The 19,289-nt window shown below is 42.2% G+C and carries 18 protein-coding genes and 1 tRNA gene; 1 reads left to right on the top strand and 18 read right to left on the bottom strand.

All coding sequences use genetic code 11. From position 1 onward, the window contains the following. Window positions 1–20: 20 nt before the first annotated feature. The 7 genes from ADH51_RS08650 to ADH51_RS08680 form a co-directional block, all read right to left on the bottom strand. On the bottom strand, window positions 21–278 hold the full coding sequence (locus tag ADH51_RS08650; protein WP_002886085.1) for a DUF896 family protein: 258 nt from the start codon (window positions 276–278) through the stop codon (window positions 21–23). Between the two features lie 33 nt (window positions 279–311). Then, the gene (gene glyS / locus ADH51_RS08655; RefSeq protein WP_048676174.1) at window positions 312–2,348 is read right to left on the bottom strand and encodes a glycine--tRNA ligase subunit beta; all 2,037 of its coding nucleotides are present in this window, start codon (window positions 2,346–2,348) and stop codon (window positions 312–314) included. Window positions 2,349–2,630: 282 nt separating this feature from the next. Beyond that, entirely contained in the window at window positions 2,631–3,548 is a 918-nt protein-coding gene (glyQ, locus tag ADH51_RS08660; RefSeq protein WP_048676176.1) for a glycine--tRNA ligase subunit alpha, read from the bottom strand. 453 nt (window positions 3,549–4,001) lie between these two features. Next, window positions 4,002–5,246, bottom strand: a complete 1,245-nt coding sequence (locus ADH51_RS08665) for a membrane protein (RefSeq protein ID WP_048676180.1) — start codon at window positions 5,244–5,246, stop codon at window positions 4,002–4,004. A 105-nt stretch (window positions 5,247–5,351) separates the two neighbouring features. After that, window positions 5,352–6,500 carry an N-acetylglucosamine-6-phosphate deacetylase gene (nagA, locus tag ADH51_RS08670; protein WP_048676412.1) on the bottom strand — a complete coding sequence of 383 codons (1,149 nt, stop codon included), beginning with the start codon at window positions 6,498–6,500 and terminating at the stop codon, window positions 5,352–5,354. 84 nt (window positions 6,501–6,584) lie between these two features. Continuing rightward, window positions 6,585–8,216: a Na/Pi cotransporter family protein gene (locus ADH51_RS08675; protein ID WP_004183038.1), complete on the bottom strand. Its 1,632-nt coding sequence runs from the start codon at window positions 8,214–8,216 to the stop codon at window positions 6,585–6,587. A 136-nt stretch (window positions 8,217–8,352) separates the two neighbouring features. Then, a complete protein-coding gene (locus ADH51_RS08680; protein WP_048676183.1) occupies window positions 8,353–9,429 on the bottom strand; it encodes an SH3 domain-containing protein in 1,077 nt (358 codons plus the stop codon). 225 nt (window positions 9,430–9,654) lie between these two features. Between ADH51_RS08680 and ADH51_RS08685 the strand changes: the two genes are divergently transcribed. Further along, on the top strand, window positions 9,655–10,161 hold the full coding sequence (locus ADH51_RS08685) for a YgjV family protein (RefSeq protein WP_037605533.1): 507 nt from the start codon (window positions 9,655–9,657) through the stop codon (window positions 10,159–10,161). A gap of 18 nt (window positions 10,162–10,179) precedes the next feature. Here ADH51_RS08685 and ADH51_RS08690 read toward each other — a convergent pair whose 3' ends face one another. From ADH51_RS08690 to tkt, 11 genes are all read right to left on the bottom strand, one after another. Further along, window positions 10,180–11,001 (bottom strand): Cof-type HAD-IIB family hydrolase, encoded by an 822-nt coding sequence (locus ADH51_RS08690; protein WP_002885966.1) that lies wholly within the window; start codon window positions 10,999–11,001, stop codon window positions 10,180–10,182. Window positions 11,002–11,018: 17 nt separating this feature from the next. After that, entirely contained in the window at window positions 11,019–11,675 is a 657-nt protein-coding gene (locus ADH51_RS08695) for a glucosaminidase domain-containing protein (RefSeq protein WP_002886075.1), read from the bottom strand. A 90-nt stretch (window positions 11,676–11,765) separates the two neighbouring features. Continuing rightward, the gene (locus ADH51_RS08700; protein WP_002886165.1) at window positions 11,766–12,107 is read right to left on the bottom strand and encodes a P-II family nitrogen regulator; all 342 of its coding nucleotides are present in this window, start codon (window positions 12,105–12,107) and stop codon (window positions 11,766–11,768) included. Window positions 12,108–12,117: 10 nt separating this feature from the next. Further along, a complete protein-coding gene (locus tag ADH51_RS08705; RefSeq protein ID WP_048676186.1) occupies window positions 12,118–13,353 on the bottom strand; it encodes an ammonium transporter in 1,236 nt (411 codons plus the stop codon). 136 nt (window positions 13,354–13,489) lie between these two features. Continuing rightward, window positions 13,490–14,356 carry a 16S rRNA (cytidine(1402)-2'-O)-methyltransferase gene (gene rsmI, locus ADH51_RS08710; RefSeq protein WP_048676189.1) on the bottom strand — a complete coding sequence of 289 codons (867 nt, stop codon included), beginning with the start codon at window positions 14,354–14,356 and terminating at the stop codon, window positions 13,490–13,492. Between the two features lie 2 nt (window positions 14,357–14,358). Continuing rightward, the gene (gene yabA, locus ADH51_RS08715) at window positions 14,359–14,679 is read right to left on the bottom strand and encodes a DNA replication initiation control protein YabA (RefSeq protein ID WP_002887582.1); all 321 of its coding nucleotides are present in this window, start codon (window positions 14,677–14,679) and stop codon (window positions 14,359–14,361) included. Then, on the bottom strand, window positions 14,666–15,472 hold the full coding sequence (gene ricT, locus ADH51_RS08720; protein ID WP_048676194.1) for a regulatory iron-sulfur-containing complex subunit RicT: 807 nt from the start codon (window positions 15,470–15,472) through the stop codon (window positions 14,666–14,668). The genes yabA and ricT overlap by 14 nt, the downstream gene beginning before the upstream one ends. Beyond that, on the bottom strand, window positions 15,469–16,344 hold the full coding sequence (locus ADH51_RS08725; protein ID WP_045771941.1) for a DNA polymerase III subunit delta': 876 nt from the start codon (window positions 16,342–16,344) through the stop codon (window positions 15,469–15,471). The genes ricT and ADH51_RS08725 overlap by 4 nt, the downstream gene beginning before the upstream one ends. An 8-nt stretch (window positions 16,345–16,352) precedes the next feature. Further along, on the bottom strand, window positions 16,353–16,982 hold the full coding sequence (tmk, locus tag ADH51_RS08730; RefSeq protein ID WP_004183060.1) for a dTMP kinase: 630 nt from the start codon (window positions 16,980–16,982) through the stop codon (window positions 16,353–16,355). Between the two features lie 123 nt (window positions 16,983–17,105). Beyond that, window positions 17,106–17,178 (bottom strand) — tRNA-Thr (locus ADH51_RS08735). A gap of 92 nt (window positions 17,179–17,270) precedes the next feature. Continuing rightward, the gene (gene tkt / locus ADH51_RS08740; RefSeq protein WP_048676198.1) at window positions 17,271–19,256 is read right to left on the bottom strand and encodes a transketolase; all 1,986 of its coding nucleotides are present in this window, start codon (window positions 19,254–19,256) and stop codon (window positions 17,271–17,273) included. Window positions 19,257–19,289 lie beyond the last annotated feature (33 nt).

The following is a 19,289-nucleotide window of genomic DNA, read 5'->3' on the forward strand; positions in this document are numbered from 1 at the left end:
CAAACCCTTGTACATCGTTATTATGATTCAGGATCATCAAGGCTACGACCATGCAAGCCTTTTTCACGTTGCACTTGGCGTAGTTTTTCAGGTGTCACATCGTTACCTTCTTCGTCAACCACTTTAATTCCTTCGATATGGTGACGAACTGAGCGACGATAGCCCTCAATGTATTCTTCACGAAGTTTTGCTTGCTCCACTTCTTCTTCTGGAGTCAAACCTTCTGTTTTTTTCTTTTTAGCAAGCTCATTGATTCGAGCGATTTTTTCAGGTGTCATAATAAAACCTACTTTCTACCTGTTACCAGGTACTTATTTTGTGTTCAATTGGTTGAAGGCTGCAACAGCGTTAGCTTTCGCTACAAGACCTGCAAGAAGGGCCAAACGGTTGTTTTTAACCGCTTCATCTTCTGCCATAACCATAGTATTGTCAAAGAAAGCATCGATGACTGGGCTAAGAGCAAAGAGTTGAGCCAATTTATCACTAGCTGAACCAGTCAATTCAAGCTCTTCAATCGCTTTAGCGAGAGCTTTTTCTTGATCATTTTCAAAGAGACTGGCATCGACTGCTACTGCAGCATCTGCTTTTTCTGCCAAGTTGAAGGCACGAGAAAGTGACTCAACAGCTGCTTTGTAACCATCAGCCTTAGCAGCTTCTGAGAGGGCGTCAGCTGCTTCAAGCATATCAGCCACGACAAAGTTTGAACCAGCAAGAACGGCTTCTTTGATATCTTTTGAAGTGCGTCCCATCATCTTGTCCACACGCGCTTTGATGAAGTTGATGACTTCTGCTTGATTATCATATGAAAGACTATCAAATGAAAGTCCGTAAAGGCTGTCAATCAACTCATCCATAGGGATGTGCCAACCAAAGGCATCCAAGATACGAACAATCCCTTGTGTTGCACGACGAAGCGCATAAGGGTCATTTGAACCTGATGGAATCAAGCCAACTGAGAAGAATGAAAGGAGGGTATCCAATTTATCTGCAAGCGCAAGGATAGCACCAACCTTAGTCTCTGGAAGGGCACCATCTGCTGAATCAGGAAGGTAGTGCTCACGGATAGCTGTCGCTACTGCAGCATCTTCACCAGCGAGAAGGGCGTATTTTTCACCCATGATTCCTTGCAATTCATCGAACTCTCCGACCATACCAGTCAAGAGGTCAAATTTGTAGATTTCAGCTGCACGAGCGACGGCTGCCGTTTCTTCAGCAGTCAAACCAGCTTGCTCAGCTAGTGACGCTGCAATGACACCAGCGCGGGCCATGTGTTCAGACAAAGAACCAATTTTTTCATGGAAGGTTACGTTCGCCAATTTAGCAACGAGGTCTTCAATCTTAAGTTTTTGGTCTTCACGCCAGAAGAATTCACCATCTTCAAGACGTGCAACCAATACTTTTTCATTTCCTCGGATAACATTTTCCAAGTGCTCAGCGTTACCATTACGGACTGAGATGAAGTTTGGTTTAAGTTTACCATCAAGGTCACGTACAACAAAGTAACGTTGGTGCGTTTCCATTGAGGTCACCAAGACTTCTTCTGGAACATCCAAATACTTAGTATCAAAACTTCCCATGAAGGCAGTTGGGTATTCGACCAAGTTCAAGACTTCATTCAAAAGTCCTTCTTCGATTTGAACTTGAACACCTTGTTCTGCTTCGATGGCTTTGATTTGCTCACGAATCATGTTTTCACGTTCTTTGCTATCCGCAATCACGTAAACGGTACGAAGGTCTTCTTCATAAGAATCCGCATTAGTAATTTCCACTTCATGTCCAAGGAAACGGTGTCCACGACTCACACGACCTGACTTGATATCCAAGAAATCAAGGTCGAGCGCTTCATCGCCCAAAAGAACTGTCAAGGTGTGAACTGGGCGAATGTATTCAAAGGTGTTGTTAGCCCAGTGCATGCTGACAGGGAAGGTCAATGAAGCAAGCACTTCTGGAACGCCAGCCAAAACTTCTTTAGCTGGTTTTCCAGCTTCGTGCTTAGTGACATAAACGTACTCTTCACCTTTGACTTCACGGAATTCGATATCATCAACCGTCAAGCCTTTCCCACGGACGAATCCTTGAGCCGCTTTTGAGAAGTTTCCATCTGCATCCAAAGCGATTTTCTTAGAAGGTCCTTTAAAATCTTCGGTCAAATCCGATTGTTGATCAGCCAAACCAATCACACGGACGGCCAAACGGCGTGGCGTTGAGAAGGTTTGAATGCTTTCGTATGAAAGACGGTTGTCATCCAAGAAGGCTGCCATTTTCTCACCGAGTTGTTTTTCACTTGGTGTGACAACGTAGGCTGGCAACTCTTCAAGTCCAAGTTCTACTAATAAGTTTTTTGTCATGTTTTTTCCTTTACATCTTCTTCTTTTTGATAGGCACCTTAGGTACTGGGGACGTCGCTAACTAACTTTGTGAGGCTGTAGGGAAATCTTATGTCTCCTTGACAGCGATTTCCAACAGTCTCTTCAAAGTGGATTTAGCCAACTGATTTTTGAACCTAACGTTTCAAAAATCCCCATATACCAGTACGGCGGTGCCTATCCCTTTAGCAAGTCTTCGACTTGCCTCTGGGTAGCCATGTGGGCTCACTTTGTTTGCCCATTTTCCATTCTTGTAACTCTTTTTTATTCTTCCTCTTCTGCTAGGAGTTTGGCGCGTGTGTCTTCGTCAAGAAGTGGGTAACCGAGTTTCTTGCGTTCTGCGACGAAGGTTTTGGCTACGACACGGGCCAAGTTACGGATGCGGGCGATATAACCGGCACGTTCTGTAACGGATACTGCTCCACGAGCATCAAGCAAGTTGAAAGTGTGTGAACATTTCAAAACGTAATCATAGGCTGGGTGAACAAGACCCAATTCCAAAGCACGTCCTGCTTCTTTTTCAAATTTTTCGAAGTTTTCAAGAAGCATATCTTGGTCAGAAACTTCAAAGCTGTATTTTGAGTGTTCATATTCTGGTTGAAGGAAGATTTCTCCGTATTTAACGCCTGGAGCCCACTCAATATCGTAAACAGAATCTACCTCTTGGATGTAAGAAGCCAAACGTTCCAATCCGTAAGTGACCTCAGAAGTTACCGGACCAGTTGCCAATCCCCCAACTTGTTGGAAGTAGGTGAACTGAGTGATTTCCATACCATCAAGCCAAACTTCCCAACCAAGACCAGCTGAACCAGTTGATGGGTTTTCCCAGTTATCTTCAACGAAACGGATATCGTGTTCCAAAGGATTGATTCCCAATTTTTCCAATGACTCAAGGTAGAGTTCTTGGATGTTTGATGGTGATGGTTTCATAACCACTTGGAACTGGTGGTGTTGGTAAAGACGGTTTGGGTTTTCCCCGTAACGTCCATCTGCTGGACGACGTGATGGCTCTACATAAGCCGCATTCCATGGCTCAGGACCAATAGCACGAAGGAAGGTGTAAGGACTCATTGTTCCCGCACCTTTTTCATTATCATAAGCCTGCATGAGCATACAACCCTGGTCATTCCAGTATTGTTGCAAAGTAAGGATGATTTCCTGGAAAGTCAATTTTTTAGACATTATTTACTCCTTTTTCTATAATTTCTTGCGACATGAGTATGCCTCGTCGATTATACGAGGCAAGACGAGTTAGTACTGCGTCTAGCTCAGGCACCCTAGTGCTGAGCGTGGGGCAGTCCGACTATAAGGAGATATCTGCCACTGACGCAGTGGAAGGTTAGTTTTTTAGACATTATTTACTCCTTATTCATAAAGTTTCTTATGACTCAGGATACAAAAAGAACCGTGTCTCTGCTCCTAAGTCGTTTGACCTAGGGGCGTCAGAAACGCGGTTCCACCCTAATTTATTACTTCATTTTATCTGTTGTACTCAGCTCTTTGCTGAGAGAAAGCGCCACTTGCCTACTTTGCTCTACTTGGCTTTCACTATCCCAAGCTCGCTAGAAAAACGCCATAAGCCCTTCTTTCTTGTCAGTATTATAGCAGAAATAGGGAAACTTGTAAAATAAAATTCTAATCCTTCTTACTGATCCCCATTTCCTGACGAACATGTGCATGGCTATCTTCACGGAGAATGTCATTATCAATAATTGAGGCTTCTCGAAGTTCTTTGGCCTTTTTCTTGTCCTGATGGGTTAAGTCTTGATTGAGATCATAAGACTTCTCAACGATAGACAAGAGATGATTTAGAATTTCCTTTTCCTTACGAATTTTGGCTTTTTTGCGGTAGCTAGCCACAACCAGCACAACCAACATCAGCATTCCCAAATAACCAATAATAGGATACATAACCGCTACCAGTTGACGGAAGCCCATGAAGGAAATAGCGAAACCAGCAAGGGTAAATGCAGCCACGAAGAACTTGAAGCGTTTATCACTACCTGCTGAAAAGCGTTTACCAAGGGCATAGTAGAGACTAAAGACGGTATTAAAAATCAAACCAAAAATCACTAAAGCGTAGAGCGTCGCAAAGATAGGGTTCACTTCCTTAGCGATAGCCAACATAGGAACATCTGAGCTAGCAATCTTATCACTGTTAGCAAAGAGAATCAAGGTTGTGACAAAGAAAATCACACCAACCATAAATCCTCCCCAGGCTCCACTCTTTTCGGCTTCATTGATTTTGAGAATAGAGCCACCCATCACAAAGGCCATGGCTATGGCTGACATAACACAAACGGCAAAATAGTTAACCACAGACAGCCAAATACTCGGAAAAGGAGATTGAATGGTTTGCGATACCTTATCCATCTCAGCAAAATCCCAGTGACGCCCTAGAACATTGGTCACGAATATCATAGCAATCATAACCAAAATCATAGGGGTAAAAACTCCAATAACACCGATGATTTTTTTGAAATCTAGGAAACTCACAAAGATAGTCAGAGCTGTACAAAGGAAAGCACCTACCCAAATCGGAAAGCCGAACTGTTGGTTTAAGTTAGCCCCTGCACCTGCTGTCATCACAAAACCAAACAGGAAACAAGTGATAATCAAAGCGATATCCAAAATACGGTAAATCACAGGATGACTGATTTCTGCCAGGACTACTGAGTGATCGTCTGAGCGGTAATAACTTCCCAAAGCAATCATGAGTCGCCCAAAGCCAACATGCAAAACTCCTAGAACTATGACACCTATCAACCCCCAGGCTCCAAAACTAACAAAATACTGTAAGAGGTCCTGTCCTGAAGATACTCCTGCACCAATCATTACACCGACATAGGCCAGAGCAATGCTCCAAATACGTTTTGACATATTACCTCCTGTAAAATATAAAGTATTTCTATTTTACACTACTCTGACACCTTTGTAAAAATCAATTAAAAGCAGCACCTTCATAAGAAAGTGCTACTTATTCTCTTATTTTCCCCAACCTTTTTTCCCATCAACATAGGTTGCTTGTAAGTCCAAGGAGTCATCTAAGACGATAAAATCAGCTGGTAGACCTGCTTTTAGGCTTCCGCAAATCTTTTCAAGCCCAACCGATTTAGCTGGAACACTAGTTGCCATTTGTAAGGCTTGGGCAACCGTCACAAGTCCCCAATCAACCACATGTTTGACACCGTCTTTAAGTTGAAGGATAGATCCAGCTAGATTACCACCTTCTTTGAGACGGGCGGTACCATTTTCGACGATGACAGGAAGTTCACCTAGCATATAGTCGCCATCCGGACGTCCTCCCGCTGACATACAGTCCGTAATAAGGGCAACTCCTTGAGGTGTCTTTTGCTTGATAAGAACCTTACAAGCTGCAGGGACCGCGTGATGACCATCTGCAATCAGCTCACCAATCGTTTCTGGACTATCGAAGGCTGCCCCAACCATACCAGGCTCACGATGCGTAAAACCACGCATTCCGTTATAGACGTGGACCCAAACGGACGCCCCGGCTTCCACTGCTGCCATCGCTTCTTCATATGTGGCATTGGAATGACCTAGAGCAATAGTTACACCTTGCTTGGTTGCTTCCTGGATAAATTCAGCTACTCCCTCACGTTCAGGGGCAAGAGCCAATTTAATCAATTTTCCTTGAGCTGCCTCCTGCCATGCCTTCAATTGTTCCACTCTTGGATTGCCCATGTATTTAGGATTTTGAGCCCCCTTATAGGTTTCAGTGAAATAAGGTCCCTCAAAGAAAAGCCCTTGAATTTTGGCACCAGTCTCCTTACCAACCGTATTAGCTGTAGTTTGGCAAATAGCCTTTAACTCTTCAAATGGCGCTGTTAGGGCTGTCGGTAAGAAAGAGGTCACACCTGCTGAAAGCAGGGCTTGACTCATACCTAGAAGACTTTCCTCAGAATTATCCATGACATCATACCCCGCAAATCCATGAATATGAGTATCCACAAGACCCGGAGCAATCTGATAATTACTGTAATCCAGTACTTCTGCACCTTCTGGTACCTTTTCCGACCAATCACCGAAACGACCATCCTCAACCGCTAGGTAGCCACCTTCCTTGATTTTATTTTCAAAGTAAAAACGTTTGGCTGAAATATAATAGGTCATAGGACCACCTCTCATCATTTTTCTATATTCTTAATACGCTTTCATTATATCAAAAAAGCCGAGAATTTTTCTCGACTTTCTCTATTAAATCACACCTTCTGTAACCTTTTCAACAAGATTAATCGCATGGTCTGCGATACGTGTGTAATGTGAGAGGTAATCAACATAGTTGATACCTGCTTGCGCAGTACATTCACCATTGTTAAGACGTTTGGTATGTGTTTTACGCAATTGTTTTTCAAGTTTTTCCAGCTCTTCATGACGAAGGATAACTTGACCTGCAAGTACCTTGTCATCATCTACAACCACACGGATACTATCAAGGGCGATGCGGTGAGTACGGTTATAAACATCCGCAAGTTCAGCCTTGGCAGTATCGGAGAATTCAATTCCCTTATTATGAATGTGTTGTGAAAGGTTTGCACTTGCAACTGCAAGGTCACCAATACGCTCCAAGTCACGAACAGAATCAAGCACACTTGCCAACACTTCATTCTCAGAAACGCTAAGAGATTCATTAGAGATGTCAATCAAGTAAGTTGTCAACTCTTCGTCAATACTATTAACTGCTGTTTCATACTTCTCAACCTTATCGAAGTATTTTTCATCTCCCTTAGCAAAGAAAGCATAGGAAGCTTCCAAAGACTGGATGGCGTATGACGCCAAGTGTACCAATTCTTTCTTAGCATTACCAAGGGCAATAGCTGGTGCTTGTGTAATAAGCAAACGGTCCAAGTAAAGCGCTTCGTACTTGTTAATTTCGTCCTCACCAGGAATAATCTTAGTTACAAGGTAAGCCAAGAGTCCGATGAATGGGAATTGAACAATAGTATTTGCAATGTTAAAAGTACCGTGAGCAAAGGCGATGGTCATCTCAGGTGTCAATCCAAGTACAGACTTAAACCATTGAATCAAGGCTGTGAATGGTACCAAGAGAATCAAACACAAGACCGTCCCAATAACATTGAACAGGACGTGAGCCCCTGCCACACGTTTAGCAGCAATGTTTGAACCAAGAGCTGCTAGAACCGCTGTGATTGTTGTTCCGATATTATCCCCAAAGAGGATTGGAAGGGCACCTTGCAGGTCAAGCAAACCACCTGAGTAGAGACTCTGAAGAATACCGATAGTCGCTGCTGACGATTGAATCAACATGGTCAAGCCAGCACCGATGATAACCCCCATGACTGGGCGATCACCCAAGGTTGCCAAGTAGTCCTTAAAGGCTGTAACTGACTTCAAAGGCTCTACCGCATCTCCCATAAGGTTAAGGGCAAAGAAAATTCCCCCTACACCAAACAAGATACGACCTAGGTTATTGAGCTTCTTATTGCTTGTAAAGAAGAGAAGCGCAGCCCCCAGGAAAATCACTGGAAGGGCATAGTCACCAAGCTTGAAACCAATCATGAAGGAAGTTACGGTTGTACCGATATTTGCCCCCATGACAATACCAATAGCCTGACGAAGACTTAAAAGCCCTGCCGAAACCAGACCGACGACAATAACGGTAACCCCTGAACTCGACTGAATCAAGGCCGTCATGACAATACCAATCAAAACCCCTAAAAACGGGTTGCTAGTATACTTATCGATGTAAAAACGCAACTTATCTCCGGCTGCTTGTTGAAGACCATCTCCCATGTACTTGATACTAAAGAGGAAAAGCCCCAAACCACCGAGGAAAGAAAACGCAATATCTTGCCAATTTACTGACACATTTTTGTCCTCATTATTTAAAATTTTTCGGTAAAACCGACCTTTCTATTGTATCTATTTATTAAGGAATTAACAAGACCTTTCCCCAAAATAATAGAAAGATCAGAAGAAAATCTGACCTTTCTAGATATCTCAATTAATCCACTTGAACATAACGGCGAACACCACTATAGCTGATGTAAGAAATCCAACTATGACCATCTTGAGTAACCTTCATATCAAAGTTAATCTGATCACCTGCTTCTAAGTAAAATTCAACTGGAGCCTTATCACTAGGAGTATTTTTGACAGCCGTACGTTTGGTAAGCTTGTAGCTGCCAGATTCTGCTATGCCACCATCAATTGGAAGTTGATTGTCAGTAACTGTCACGTCTTTAGGTAGCGTCATATTATCTGATTCTTTTAAGTAGACCTTTGTTCCACCAGTACTGGTTACTTGAATGGTATCCTGTTCGTAGCTTGGACCAGAAATAGCTGCCTTTTTAGAGACAAAGCTAATATCTCCAACAATACCAGAAGTGTCTCCTCTATCTCTTGAGAGGGTGGCATCATACTTACCTGAACCCTCTTGATAATTATCTTTCGGGTGCACATAATTGTGAACTGTCGCTTGACCTTGGGCAGTAATATCTCCTACTAGGCTAGTATTGTTAAAGACCAGACGACTGCCATCACTAGACTTCCAAGTTCCGGCAATACTATCAAACTGACCACGCGCTACCGCACTCACATCCATATCTACAGTGGTCACTTGCGTATCCGTTTTAGCTTGAGCTTGGCTGCTAGATTGACTACTTGAAGCTTGACTATCACTTGAGCTCTTTGGCGCTTGGGATTGACTCGCTGAAGATTGATTCTCGTTTGAAGATTTAGGAGCCTGTGACTGACTGCTTGAGGGAACTGATGAACTATTTGAAGATGATGACTGAGCCTGACTACTGCTTGAACTTGGTGCAGAAGACTTTTTGCTACTTGGTGCACTTGAAGATTCAGTATTTGAACCAGAAGACTCCTTGACTTTAGCACTAGGCTTGCTGGTCTTACCACTATCTTTATTGGATGATTTAACTCTACTTGATGAGGTCACCTGGCTACTCTTAGGCGTCTTATCTGCTGAACTCGATTCCTTATGGCTGGAACAGGCCGTCAGCAAAGCCATTGAGGAAAGGGTAACCATTGAAAGCACGATTGCTTGGGAAAATTTGTTTTTCATAATCATTTCCTCATTTCTAGTCTTTCATAAAAAGTAAAGATAGGGCCTATATTATAAGGAAACATCAGGTTCTCTCTACTTTTAAGGGAACAATCTCTTCTACACTTTTATTATATCATTTTCTAATGTAAACGCTAACATATTAGCCTTGTAAATCCTAAAATAGAGATGAAAATATCTTGAATCCTTGTGATATAATAGAGACAAAAAATTGAAAGTTATACCATGACAATCTATCTTCTAGCACAAGTATTCTCAGCCATCGGAGCTCTCTGTGTCGCTATTTCCTCTTTTGTAAAATCAAAACATAAAATGCTCGTCTGGCAAATTACCGACTACATTTTTACTGCTATTGCCAACCTCTTATTGGGTGGCTATACCGGTGCTTTAACCATTAGTATTTCCATCATACGTAATAGCTTGATGGTCAAAAAGAAGATGACCAAGACTATCTTGACCATCCTCATCGTTATTCAAATCATTGTAGGAACCTATCTCAATCAACTTGGACTTATTGGCTATCTGCCAATCATCTCTTCAGTCTCTTATAGTTTAGCCATTGCCATCACACGAAACCTTCAGTGGCTTCGCTGGGTCATTATTGAAAATATGTTACTCTGGCTGATTTACGATTTGACCATTCAGGCCTACCCCGCTGCCATAACTGATATTACCATCACACTAACCACTCTCATTGCCATTATCCAAAATCGAAAAACCTTTAGCAGATAGAAGCTAAAGGTCTTTTTCTTATAAAGCCCAAGTACGAATAGCGTGAGCTACGCCTGCCTCGTCATTTGTCAAGGTCACATACTTACACAACTCTTTAATGTCGTCACTAGCATTACCCATGGCAACACTTTGACCGACGAATTGAAGCATTTCAAGGTCATTAGCAGCATCACCCAGAGCCATGATTTGATCTGGAGCAATTCCAAGTTTTTCCGCTAAATGCTTAAGTCCGCTGGCCTTAGTTGCCCCCTGTGGCATGATTTCAAAGATATATTCTTGGCTACGAACTGTGCTATAGCTCTGATCAAGTCTGTCTTGCACAGCATTTTGGAAGGCATCCAAAGGTTCAGAATCAGCCATATACATGGCTTGGAAAATCACTTGCCCTTCCGCAAAGATTTCTTCCAAACTCCTAGCTTTTGCTTCTGTGAAAACAGTCCCAGCATCATATGCTACTAGCTCAGGCACCTCATCGCCCACAACATAGTAAGTTTTTTCACCAGTAAAGGTTAGAGCCACCTCTGGGAAGTCTTCGCAAGCCTGCAAGAGTTCTTCCATCTCGGAGCGAGATAAACTTTCATATTGAAGCAACTTCCAATTTTTTGTCTCATAAGTTGAACAGCCATTATTCATGATAATGTACTCTTCTTCACTCAGTCCTAATTTCTCAAAATGCGGAAGAATGCCTGAACGTGGGCGTCCTGTACAAAGGACAATTTTGATACCTGCCGCAGCTGCTTCTTGAATAGCTTTAATATTCTCTGCAGGAATCTCTTTTTGGCTATCTAAGAGTGTTCCGTCCATATCTATTGCAATGAGTTTCACTTTGTTCTGATTCATTTTACTCTCCTTCGACCCTAATAAGTGTCATAAATGGTTAACTGATATTGTTCAATGATGCTGTTTAATTTGTCTCCGTAGGTTGTGTCCGTAGCGTAGACCCCTGTTAGGGCAGCTGTCGCATCCTTATAATTCTTAGTATTGGAACGGTGCACCCCTACATAGTAGCTTCCCTCAAGGAAATCCACATAGTCCTGTAAAGAATTTTCCACAGAACCATAAGAACGAAAAGCCGCATCAATATAGTAAGGATTGCCCTTACCATCATCCTCCCAGGTCGGTAGGGTCACACTTTGACCATTGTAGTCCCCCTTAATCCCAAAGAAGTTATAGGACGGCTTCTGACTCAAAGTAGATTGTCCAGAGTCAGATTCCAAGATGGCCTGAGCTATCATAACAGATGCATAAAGATCATTTCTAGCTGCCAAATAGCGCGACGTCTCACCAATCTCGGCAATAAATGCAACCGTCGTCTCATCCGTAGATGTCATGTTCTTTTCCATAGTCAACCTTGGAAAATTTAAACTAGCTAGGAGTCCCAATAAGGCAAATAGGCCAATAAAAATCAGACTCCACTTTTGGAAAAATTTAGGAAAGAGCAAGAAAGACTTCTGTTTCTTTTTAGTTTTCTTAGGTCTAGCTTTAGACTTACTTTTCTTTTTTCCTTTTGCCAATTGGTCACCCCCTCAATCATACTAACTCCTCTAAGTATATCAAAATTCACTAAAAAAGACCCAAACCAACCGGTTTAAGCCTTCATTATATTAAATGGCGTCTCCACCACGTTCACCAGTACGAATGCGGATAACATCATCAATAGGAACAATAAAAATCTTCCCATCACCAACTTCTCCTGTCGCCACGGCGCTCCGAATGGCATCAACAACTTCGTCAACCGCCATATCCTTAACTACAATTTCAACCTTAACCTTAGCTAATAAGGTAGGAACAATGCGCTGTCCACGAACAAACTCTGCAAAGCCACGTTGATTACCATAACCCAGAACTTGACTTACAGTCATCCCCTTGGCCAAACCACTACCAGTCAAGGCATTTTTCAAATCTTCCAATTTATCCGAACGAATAATCGCTTCTACTTTTTTCATCTGTATTCTCCTACGAATCTAAGCCCATAAAGGTTGGATAGGCTGTTTCCTTGTGTTCACAGTCATCAAGACCAATAGCTTCATCACGGTCACTAACACGCAAAGGCATATAATGAGCAATTACTTTAATAATACCATAGGTCACAAGAGCAGACCAAATAGCTGTAAAGATAATAGCTAAAATAGTCACTATAAACAGATGCGCCTTTCCATAGATTAAACCAATATTGGCCTTATCTAGGGCTAAATCTGGTGTCGTAAAAATTGCAGTGGCCAAACCACCAAAGATACCTCCAACACCATGGCAACCAAAAGCGTCCAAAGCATCATCATAGGCAAAACGTTTCTTCAAGACTGAAATAGCATAGAAACAAATCGGACTAACCATAAGACCAATTAGAATAGCACTCCAAATTGAAACAAAACCAGCTCCAGGTGTGATTGCAACTAGACCTGCTACCAAACCGGTTGAACCACCAACCAAGGATGGATGTCCTGTGACATGTTTTTCAATTGCCAACCATGAAAACATGGCTGCAGCAGCTGACACATGAGTGGTTACTAGCGCGTGAACTGCCAAACCATTAGCAGCCAAGGCTGATCCTGCATTAAAGCCAAACCAACCAAACCATAAGAGACCCGCTCCTAATAGGACAAAAGGAACATTATGAGGACGGTGTTCTAAAATGCCAAAATCACGCCGTTTACCAACAACGATTGCTAAAACTAGGGCTGATACACCTGAGGTAATATGAACCACATCACCACCTGCAAAGTCAATCGTCCCCCATTTTGCAAGGAGCCCTTCATCCCAAACCATATGTGCAAATGGATAATAGACAAAAAGTAACCAAAAGACAACAAAAATGGCTAAAGGTGTAAAGCGCATCCGTCCTACCACTGAACCCGTCAATATCGCCACACAGATAATCGAAAACATCATCTGAAAAGCAGCAAACAGCATATCAGAAATGGTTAAACCACGGCTTGAGGCCGTTTCAGACACACCATTTAAAAAAAGGTGACTGAAATTACCGAAGAAATTTCCATGACCGCCAAAAGAAAGCGAGTAGCCAACAACAATCCACAAGAGAGAAGCTATAGCTAAGGGAAGAATAGACATCATCATGGTATTGATAACATTCTTACGACGTCCAAGCCCACCATAGAAGAAGGCCAAGGCCGGTGTCATCAAACAAACCATGGCAGAACAAATCAATATAAAGGCACTGCTACCTGTATCCATGAAACCACTCCAATGCGTAAATTATTTTATGTCAGATAATATAACACAAAATTATGAGGCATACAAGTTTATTTACGGAATTTTTCGATAATTCTTTCTTTTCTAACATCTTGTGTTGCCACAAAAAAAGAGCCTCTTAAACCCCATGAAAAAGGTTATAAAGCTCTTGTCTATTCATTTTTCGCTCTTTAGCAACGGTTTTTATAGCCTGATTAGGTTTCATTCCAGAGGCAATTAAAGCTTCTACAGCCTCTACCGGGTTAACATTTGATGTTAGATTTTCTTCCTTATCATTTTCAGAAGCTCCAGCCACAATCAGTAAACATTCACCCTTGAGAGGATTACTAGCAATATAATCTAAAACTTCTGAAATAGATCCTCGTTGGTACTCTTCATAAAGCTTGGTCAATTCTCGAACTAAAGTTACTTGACGGTTGCCATAGACCTCATGCATATTTTCAAGAGTATCCGCCACACGGTAAGGTGACTCGTAAAAAATCTGTGTCTCAGGATAAGACAGTTTTTCCTTGAAGAAATCAATCTGTTGTCCTTTTTTACGGGGTAGGAAGCCATAAAAAATATGAGGTTGGGGTGCTAAACCACTGGCAATCAAGGCTGTAATACCAGCCGATGCTCCCGGTAAGGCCACCACTGGAATATCCTCAGCAATGGCAGCTTTGACCAAATCATGCCCAGGATCCGAAATAGAAGGCATCCCCGCATCAGAAACCTGAGCCAAAGAAAGACCTGACTTCAAGCGCTCCAGTAAATCTGGAATTTTCTCATAAGCATTGTGCTCATGAAAAGAATACTGCTTCGTTTCAATCTCAAAATGCTTGAGCAAGAGACCCGTATTGCGCGTGTCCTCCGCACAAATAAGATCCACCTCTTTCAGGATTTGCACACTACGAAAAGTCATATCCTGCAAATTCCCAATAGGTGTGGGAACCAGATAGAGGGTACCGTAGCTAGATTGCCCCTTAAAACTCTTTTGAACCTGCATGTTTAGTCTCCGTACAACAATTCTGCACAGAAGCCACAAGCTTCATTATTATCACGACGTTGGCCATAAAAATCTGGACAAATATGGAATCCATCATCGTAAATAGCCTCGAGGTTCACCTTACCATGAGACATTTTAGTCCCCGTCTCCTCTTGAACCACTTGACTCAAGTGCTCACGTAGCTTGTCGTTTTCCAACTTGAGGGCCGTATTTTCATCAAGAATCCCTGAGAAGTTCGCCTTAATCGCTTCCACTTCTGCCAACATCGACATCAAATTTTGTGATAATTCCTCGAATTTATCATACAATTCACGCTTTTCCATTTAGCTGAACTTCCTCCACTCCATAAGTTAGGGGCGCACGCCCTTTTTCAAATACAACCTTAATGGTCCCTGCAATTACATCAATGGCAACGACCTGACCTGTACCATCCTTGGTTTCAATGTCATCACCCAAGTCAGGATAACTAGCCTTGCTATCTCGGTAAAAGTCATCTTCATAACTGAGACAACACATAAGTCGACCACAGACCCCATTCATCTTACCAGAATTCAAAGATAAACTTTGGTTTTTAGCCATCTTAATTGATACTGGTGGGAATTCACCCAAAAAACTAGAACAACAAAGTGCTCGACCACAAGGTCCTAGGCCACCATAAATCTTTGATTCCTCACGACTCGAAATTTGGCGCAACTCAATACGTGTCTTAAAGTAAGAAGCCAAATCTTTGAGCAATTGACGAAAATCTACCCGTTTTTCAGCAACAAAACTGATTAGCACATAAGAGCAGTTTAGCGGAAAGACAATGTCAACCACCTTCATTTCTAGCTGATTTTGAGCAATTAAATCAGCTACTACTCCCATACTCTTTTCAGCCTTCAAAAGATTTTCATCATATCTAGCGAAATCTTTCTCCCCTGCCAATCCTTCAACCCGATTCAAATCCGCAGGCAAACTAACCTCAGGAAAATCAGCGTTTTCCATGACAACCTGAGCTAGGCGCTTATCTTTTTTCTCCAAAACGACTACAAAGTCATCTTTGGCATAATTTTTATCAGGAACAACATATTCTACTGCTCCAGTTTCTTCAAATTTTATTCCAATGACTTCTGTCATGATAATACCATATACTCCATCGCATTTTGAAAGCTGACATTAGCTAGCCACATTTTTCGTGCCTCATAAACCAAGTCTAGCCATCGTCTTGCTTGTGGATTTTGTATATCCTTCCCCAATTGATAAGTTAAAAAAGCCCAGACCATCTCTTGTTCCGACTTTTCACTACACTGGACAGCCAGTTTTGCAACATCTAAATAAAGCAGGTCCTGATTAGATAGCAGGGACTGTGTGAAACGCTCTACTGTATTAATCAGATCAAGAATCCTATTATCCTTAGCTAAGTCTAAAGCCTGAACATCATCTTTGGCAAAATCCGCCAACACTTTGGCTTGTGTCAACAACAAGCCTTCCTTCTGCAGCAATTCTTCCAGATAAGCCCGATTCTTAGGAAAATAAAAGAGTTGAGCTCGACTTTTAATCGTCGGTAACATACGACTATCATCAGCTGTCAAAAGAAAAATATAAATCTGACTTTGAGGTTCTTCAATAAACTTTAATAGACTATTGGCAGCATTGACATGCATCTTATCTGCATCACGAATGATAAACACCTGAGCCTGCCCCTCAAAACTCGATTGACTAAACTCTCTGGTCAACTGACGAATCGTGTCCGTCTTAATAATCTGTCCTTGTGGCTCTACTAATTTAACATCAGAAAAGTCCCCCTGTGCAATCAAGCGACAGGGACGACAATGACCACAAGGTAGACCATCCTCAGGAGTCACACAAAAACGACTCTGTGCTAGCCAAATAGCCATATCGAGACTTCCAAAATCACCCGAAAACAAATAAGCATGACTCAAACGATTTTCCCTAATAATTTGTGAAAACTCTTCAAATAGTTTGCTTTGACTTTCAGCTAACTTCATCTTGCTCCTTATAAATAGCCTTTAATTACTTTCCAAGCGTCCTCTACAACATCTTCAAAAGCCTGTGAGGCATCGATTAGCTTGATACGTTCTGGTTCAGCCTGTGCTAAATCTAAATAACCTTGACGTACACGCTGATGCAAGTCAAGCTTCTCTAAATCCAACCGATTGACTTCACGTTCACTGCTGGCTGCAATGCGGGCCAAACCAGTCTCAGAATCCACATCAAACAATAGGGTCACATCAGGTTTATAACCATCGGTCGCATAGGCATTTAACCAGGCAATCTCATCCTGATTCAAGCCACGGCCAGTACCTTGATAAGCAACTGATGAATCAATAAAACGATCCATGATGACCATATTGCCTTTTTCAAGCTCTGGCAAAACCTTCTCAACCAGATGTTGACGACGAGCCGCAATATAGAGCAAGAGCTCTGTCTTAGCATCCATAGCCGTATTATTGACATCCAAAATAACCTCACGGATTTGCTCTGCAATAGCTACTCCGCCTGGTTCACGTGTCGTCACGACTTTGACTGGATAGGCTTCTCTAAGACGAGGCAAAAGCGCCTCCAAAACTGTAGTCTTTCCAGCACCGTCTGGCCCTTCAATTGAGATTAATAACCCTTTTGACATGATACTTCCTTCTGATTTTTTTCATCTTCTATTTTATCAAATTTTAGCTCAAATGAACAATCAAGGACAAAAGAAAACAGAGGTTTCTAAAAACCCCTGTTTCTATCTGAATACTTCTGACCATGCCGATTGCAGGTTTCGAACCTGTGACCTACGCGTTACGAGTGCGTTGCTCTACCAACTGAGCTAAATCGGCTGACACAGTCATTCTAACACTATGCCCTAAAAAGTCAAGTTCTATATAACATTTACAAAAAAGAACTTGGACTAGCCAAGCTCTTTCTCTTCTTACAATGATTTGTAAAGTTGACTTGCATTTTCAACAGTGAAACCATATTCTTTAAAGATACGGTCACCAGGTGCTGAGGCACCCCAAGTATCAATAGTAAGTGTTTTACCTGCAAGACCAACGTATTTGCCCCAACCAAAGCTAGTTCCAGCTTCAATAGCCAAACGTTTTGTCACAGCTGCTGGAAGAACTTCTTCTTTATATGCAGCATCTTGTTCATCAAAGAGATTTTGTGATGGCATTGAAACAACACGAACATGCACACCTTCAGCTTCAAGAGCAGCCTGCGTATCAAGAGCCAATTTCACTTCAGAACCAGTTGCAATGATGATACCATCAAGATCACCTTTTGCTTCTGAGATGATGTAAGCTCCTTTATTGACACCAGTTTCAGCATTTTCAGCAGTACCATCAAGGACTGGCAAGTTTTGACGTGTCAAGACTAGCATTGTTGGACGTTCAGTCTCAGCCAAGGCACGTTTCCATGCAGCATTAGTTTCATTACCATCTGCAGGACGGATAACGTTAAGGTTAGGCATTGAACGCACACTTGCCAATTGTTCGATTGGTTCGTGAGTAGGTCCATCTTCACCAACTGCTACTGAGTCGTGTGTCATTACATAAGTTACTGGCAAGTTTTGAAGAGCTGCCATACGTACTGCTGGAAGCAAGTAGTTTGAGAAGACGAAGAAGGTACCACCATAAACACGAGTACCACCATGAAGAGCAATACCATTCATCGCTGCAGCCATAGCAAACTCACGCACACCAAACCAAATATTACGTCCAGCATAGTTATCTGCTTGGAAATCAGACTCAGCCTTAACCATAGTATTGTTAGAAGCTGAAAGGTCTGCTGAACCTCCCCAGAATGAAGGAACTTGCTCAGAAATCTGTTGGATAGCTTGTTGGCTTGACACACGGCTAGCTACTGCTGAACCCAATTCATGAGCATTCAAGTCAACGTGTACAGGTTCATTTGCAAAGGCAGCCTTGTATTCAGCAGCCAATTTTGGGTAAGCACTTTCATATTCTGCAAATTTAGTTTGCCAAGCATTTTCAGCAGCTTCACCACGGAATTTAATACCAGCTTCAAAACGACGAGCAACTTCATCTGGAACTGTAAATGCCGGTGCATCATAACCGTAAACACCTTTTGCGTGATCAATGCCATCTTGACCGATTGGAGCACCGTGGACAGCTGATGTTCCTTGTCCTTCAGCTCCATAACCAATGATTGTCTTAACTTCAATGATAGATGGTTTATCTGACTCAGCCTTAGCTTCTTCGATGGCTTTAGCAATAGCTTCCAAATCATTACCATCTTTGACAAGAATGTGTTGCCAACCATAAGCTTCAAACTTAGCCTTAACATCTTCTGTGAAAGCCATTGAAGTTGGTCCATCAAGTGAGATATCATTTGAATCGTAAAGAAGTACCAACTTACCAAGTTTAAGGTGACCAGCAAGACTGGCAGCTTCTTGCGAAACACCTTCCATCAAACAACCATCGCCATGGAGAGCATAAGTATAATGGTCAACAATATCAAAACCAGGTTTGTTAAATTTAGCTGTCAAGTGTGCTTCAGCTATTGCCATACCTACAGCATTAGCAATCCCTTGACCAAGAGGACCTGATGTTGCTTCAACACCATCAGTATGGTTAACTTCTGGGTGACCTGGAGTCTTAGAGCCCCATTGACGGAAATTCTTCAAGTCGTCCATTGTCACATCATAGCCAGAAAGGTGCAATAGACTATAAAGCAAGGCAGAACCATGACCAGCAGAAAGAACAAAACGGTCACGGTTTGTCCAGTTACGGCTAGTCTTTGGATTGACATTCATCACATGGTTCCAAAGCACATAAGCCATTGGCGCTGCACCCATAGGAAGACCTGGGTGCCCAGAATTCGCGGCTTGAATTGCCTCGATCGAAAGCGAACGAATAGTGCTGACCGCCATTTGGTCAATTGCATCAAAAGTCATGATTCTAACTCTCCTTTTTTGGAAAAAAATGCG

The organism is Streptococcus sp. 449_SSPC, from assembly GCF_001073005.1.
GTDB classification, from domain to species: domain Bacteria; phylum Bacillota; class Bacilli; order Lactobacillales; family Streptococcaceae; genus Streptococcus; species Streptococcus salivarius_F.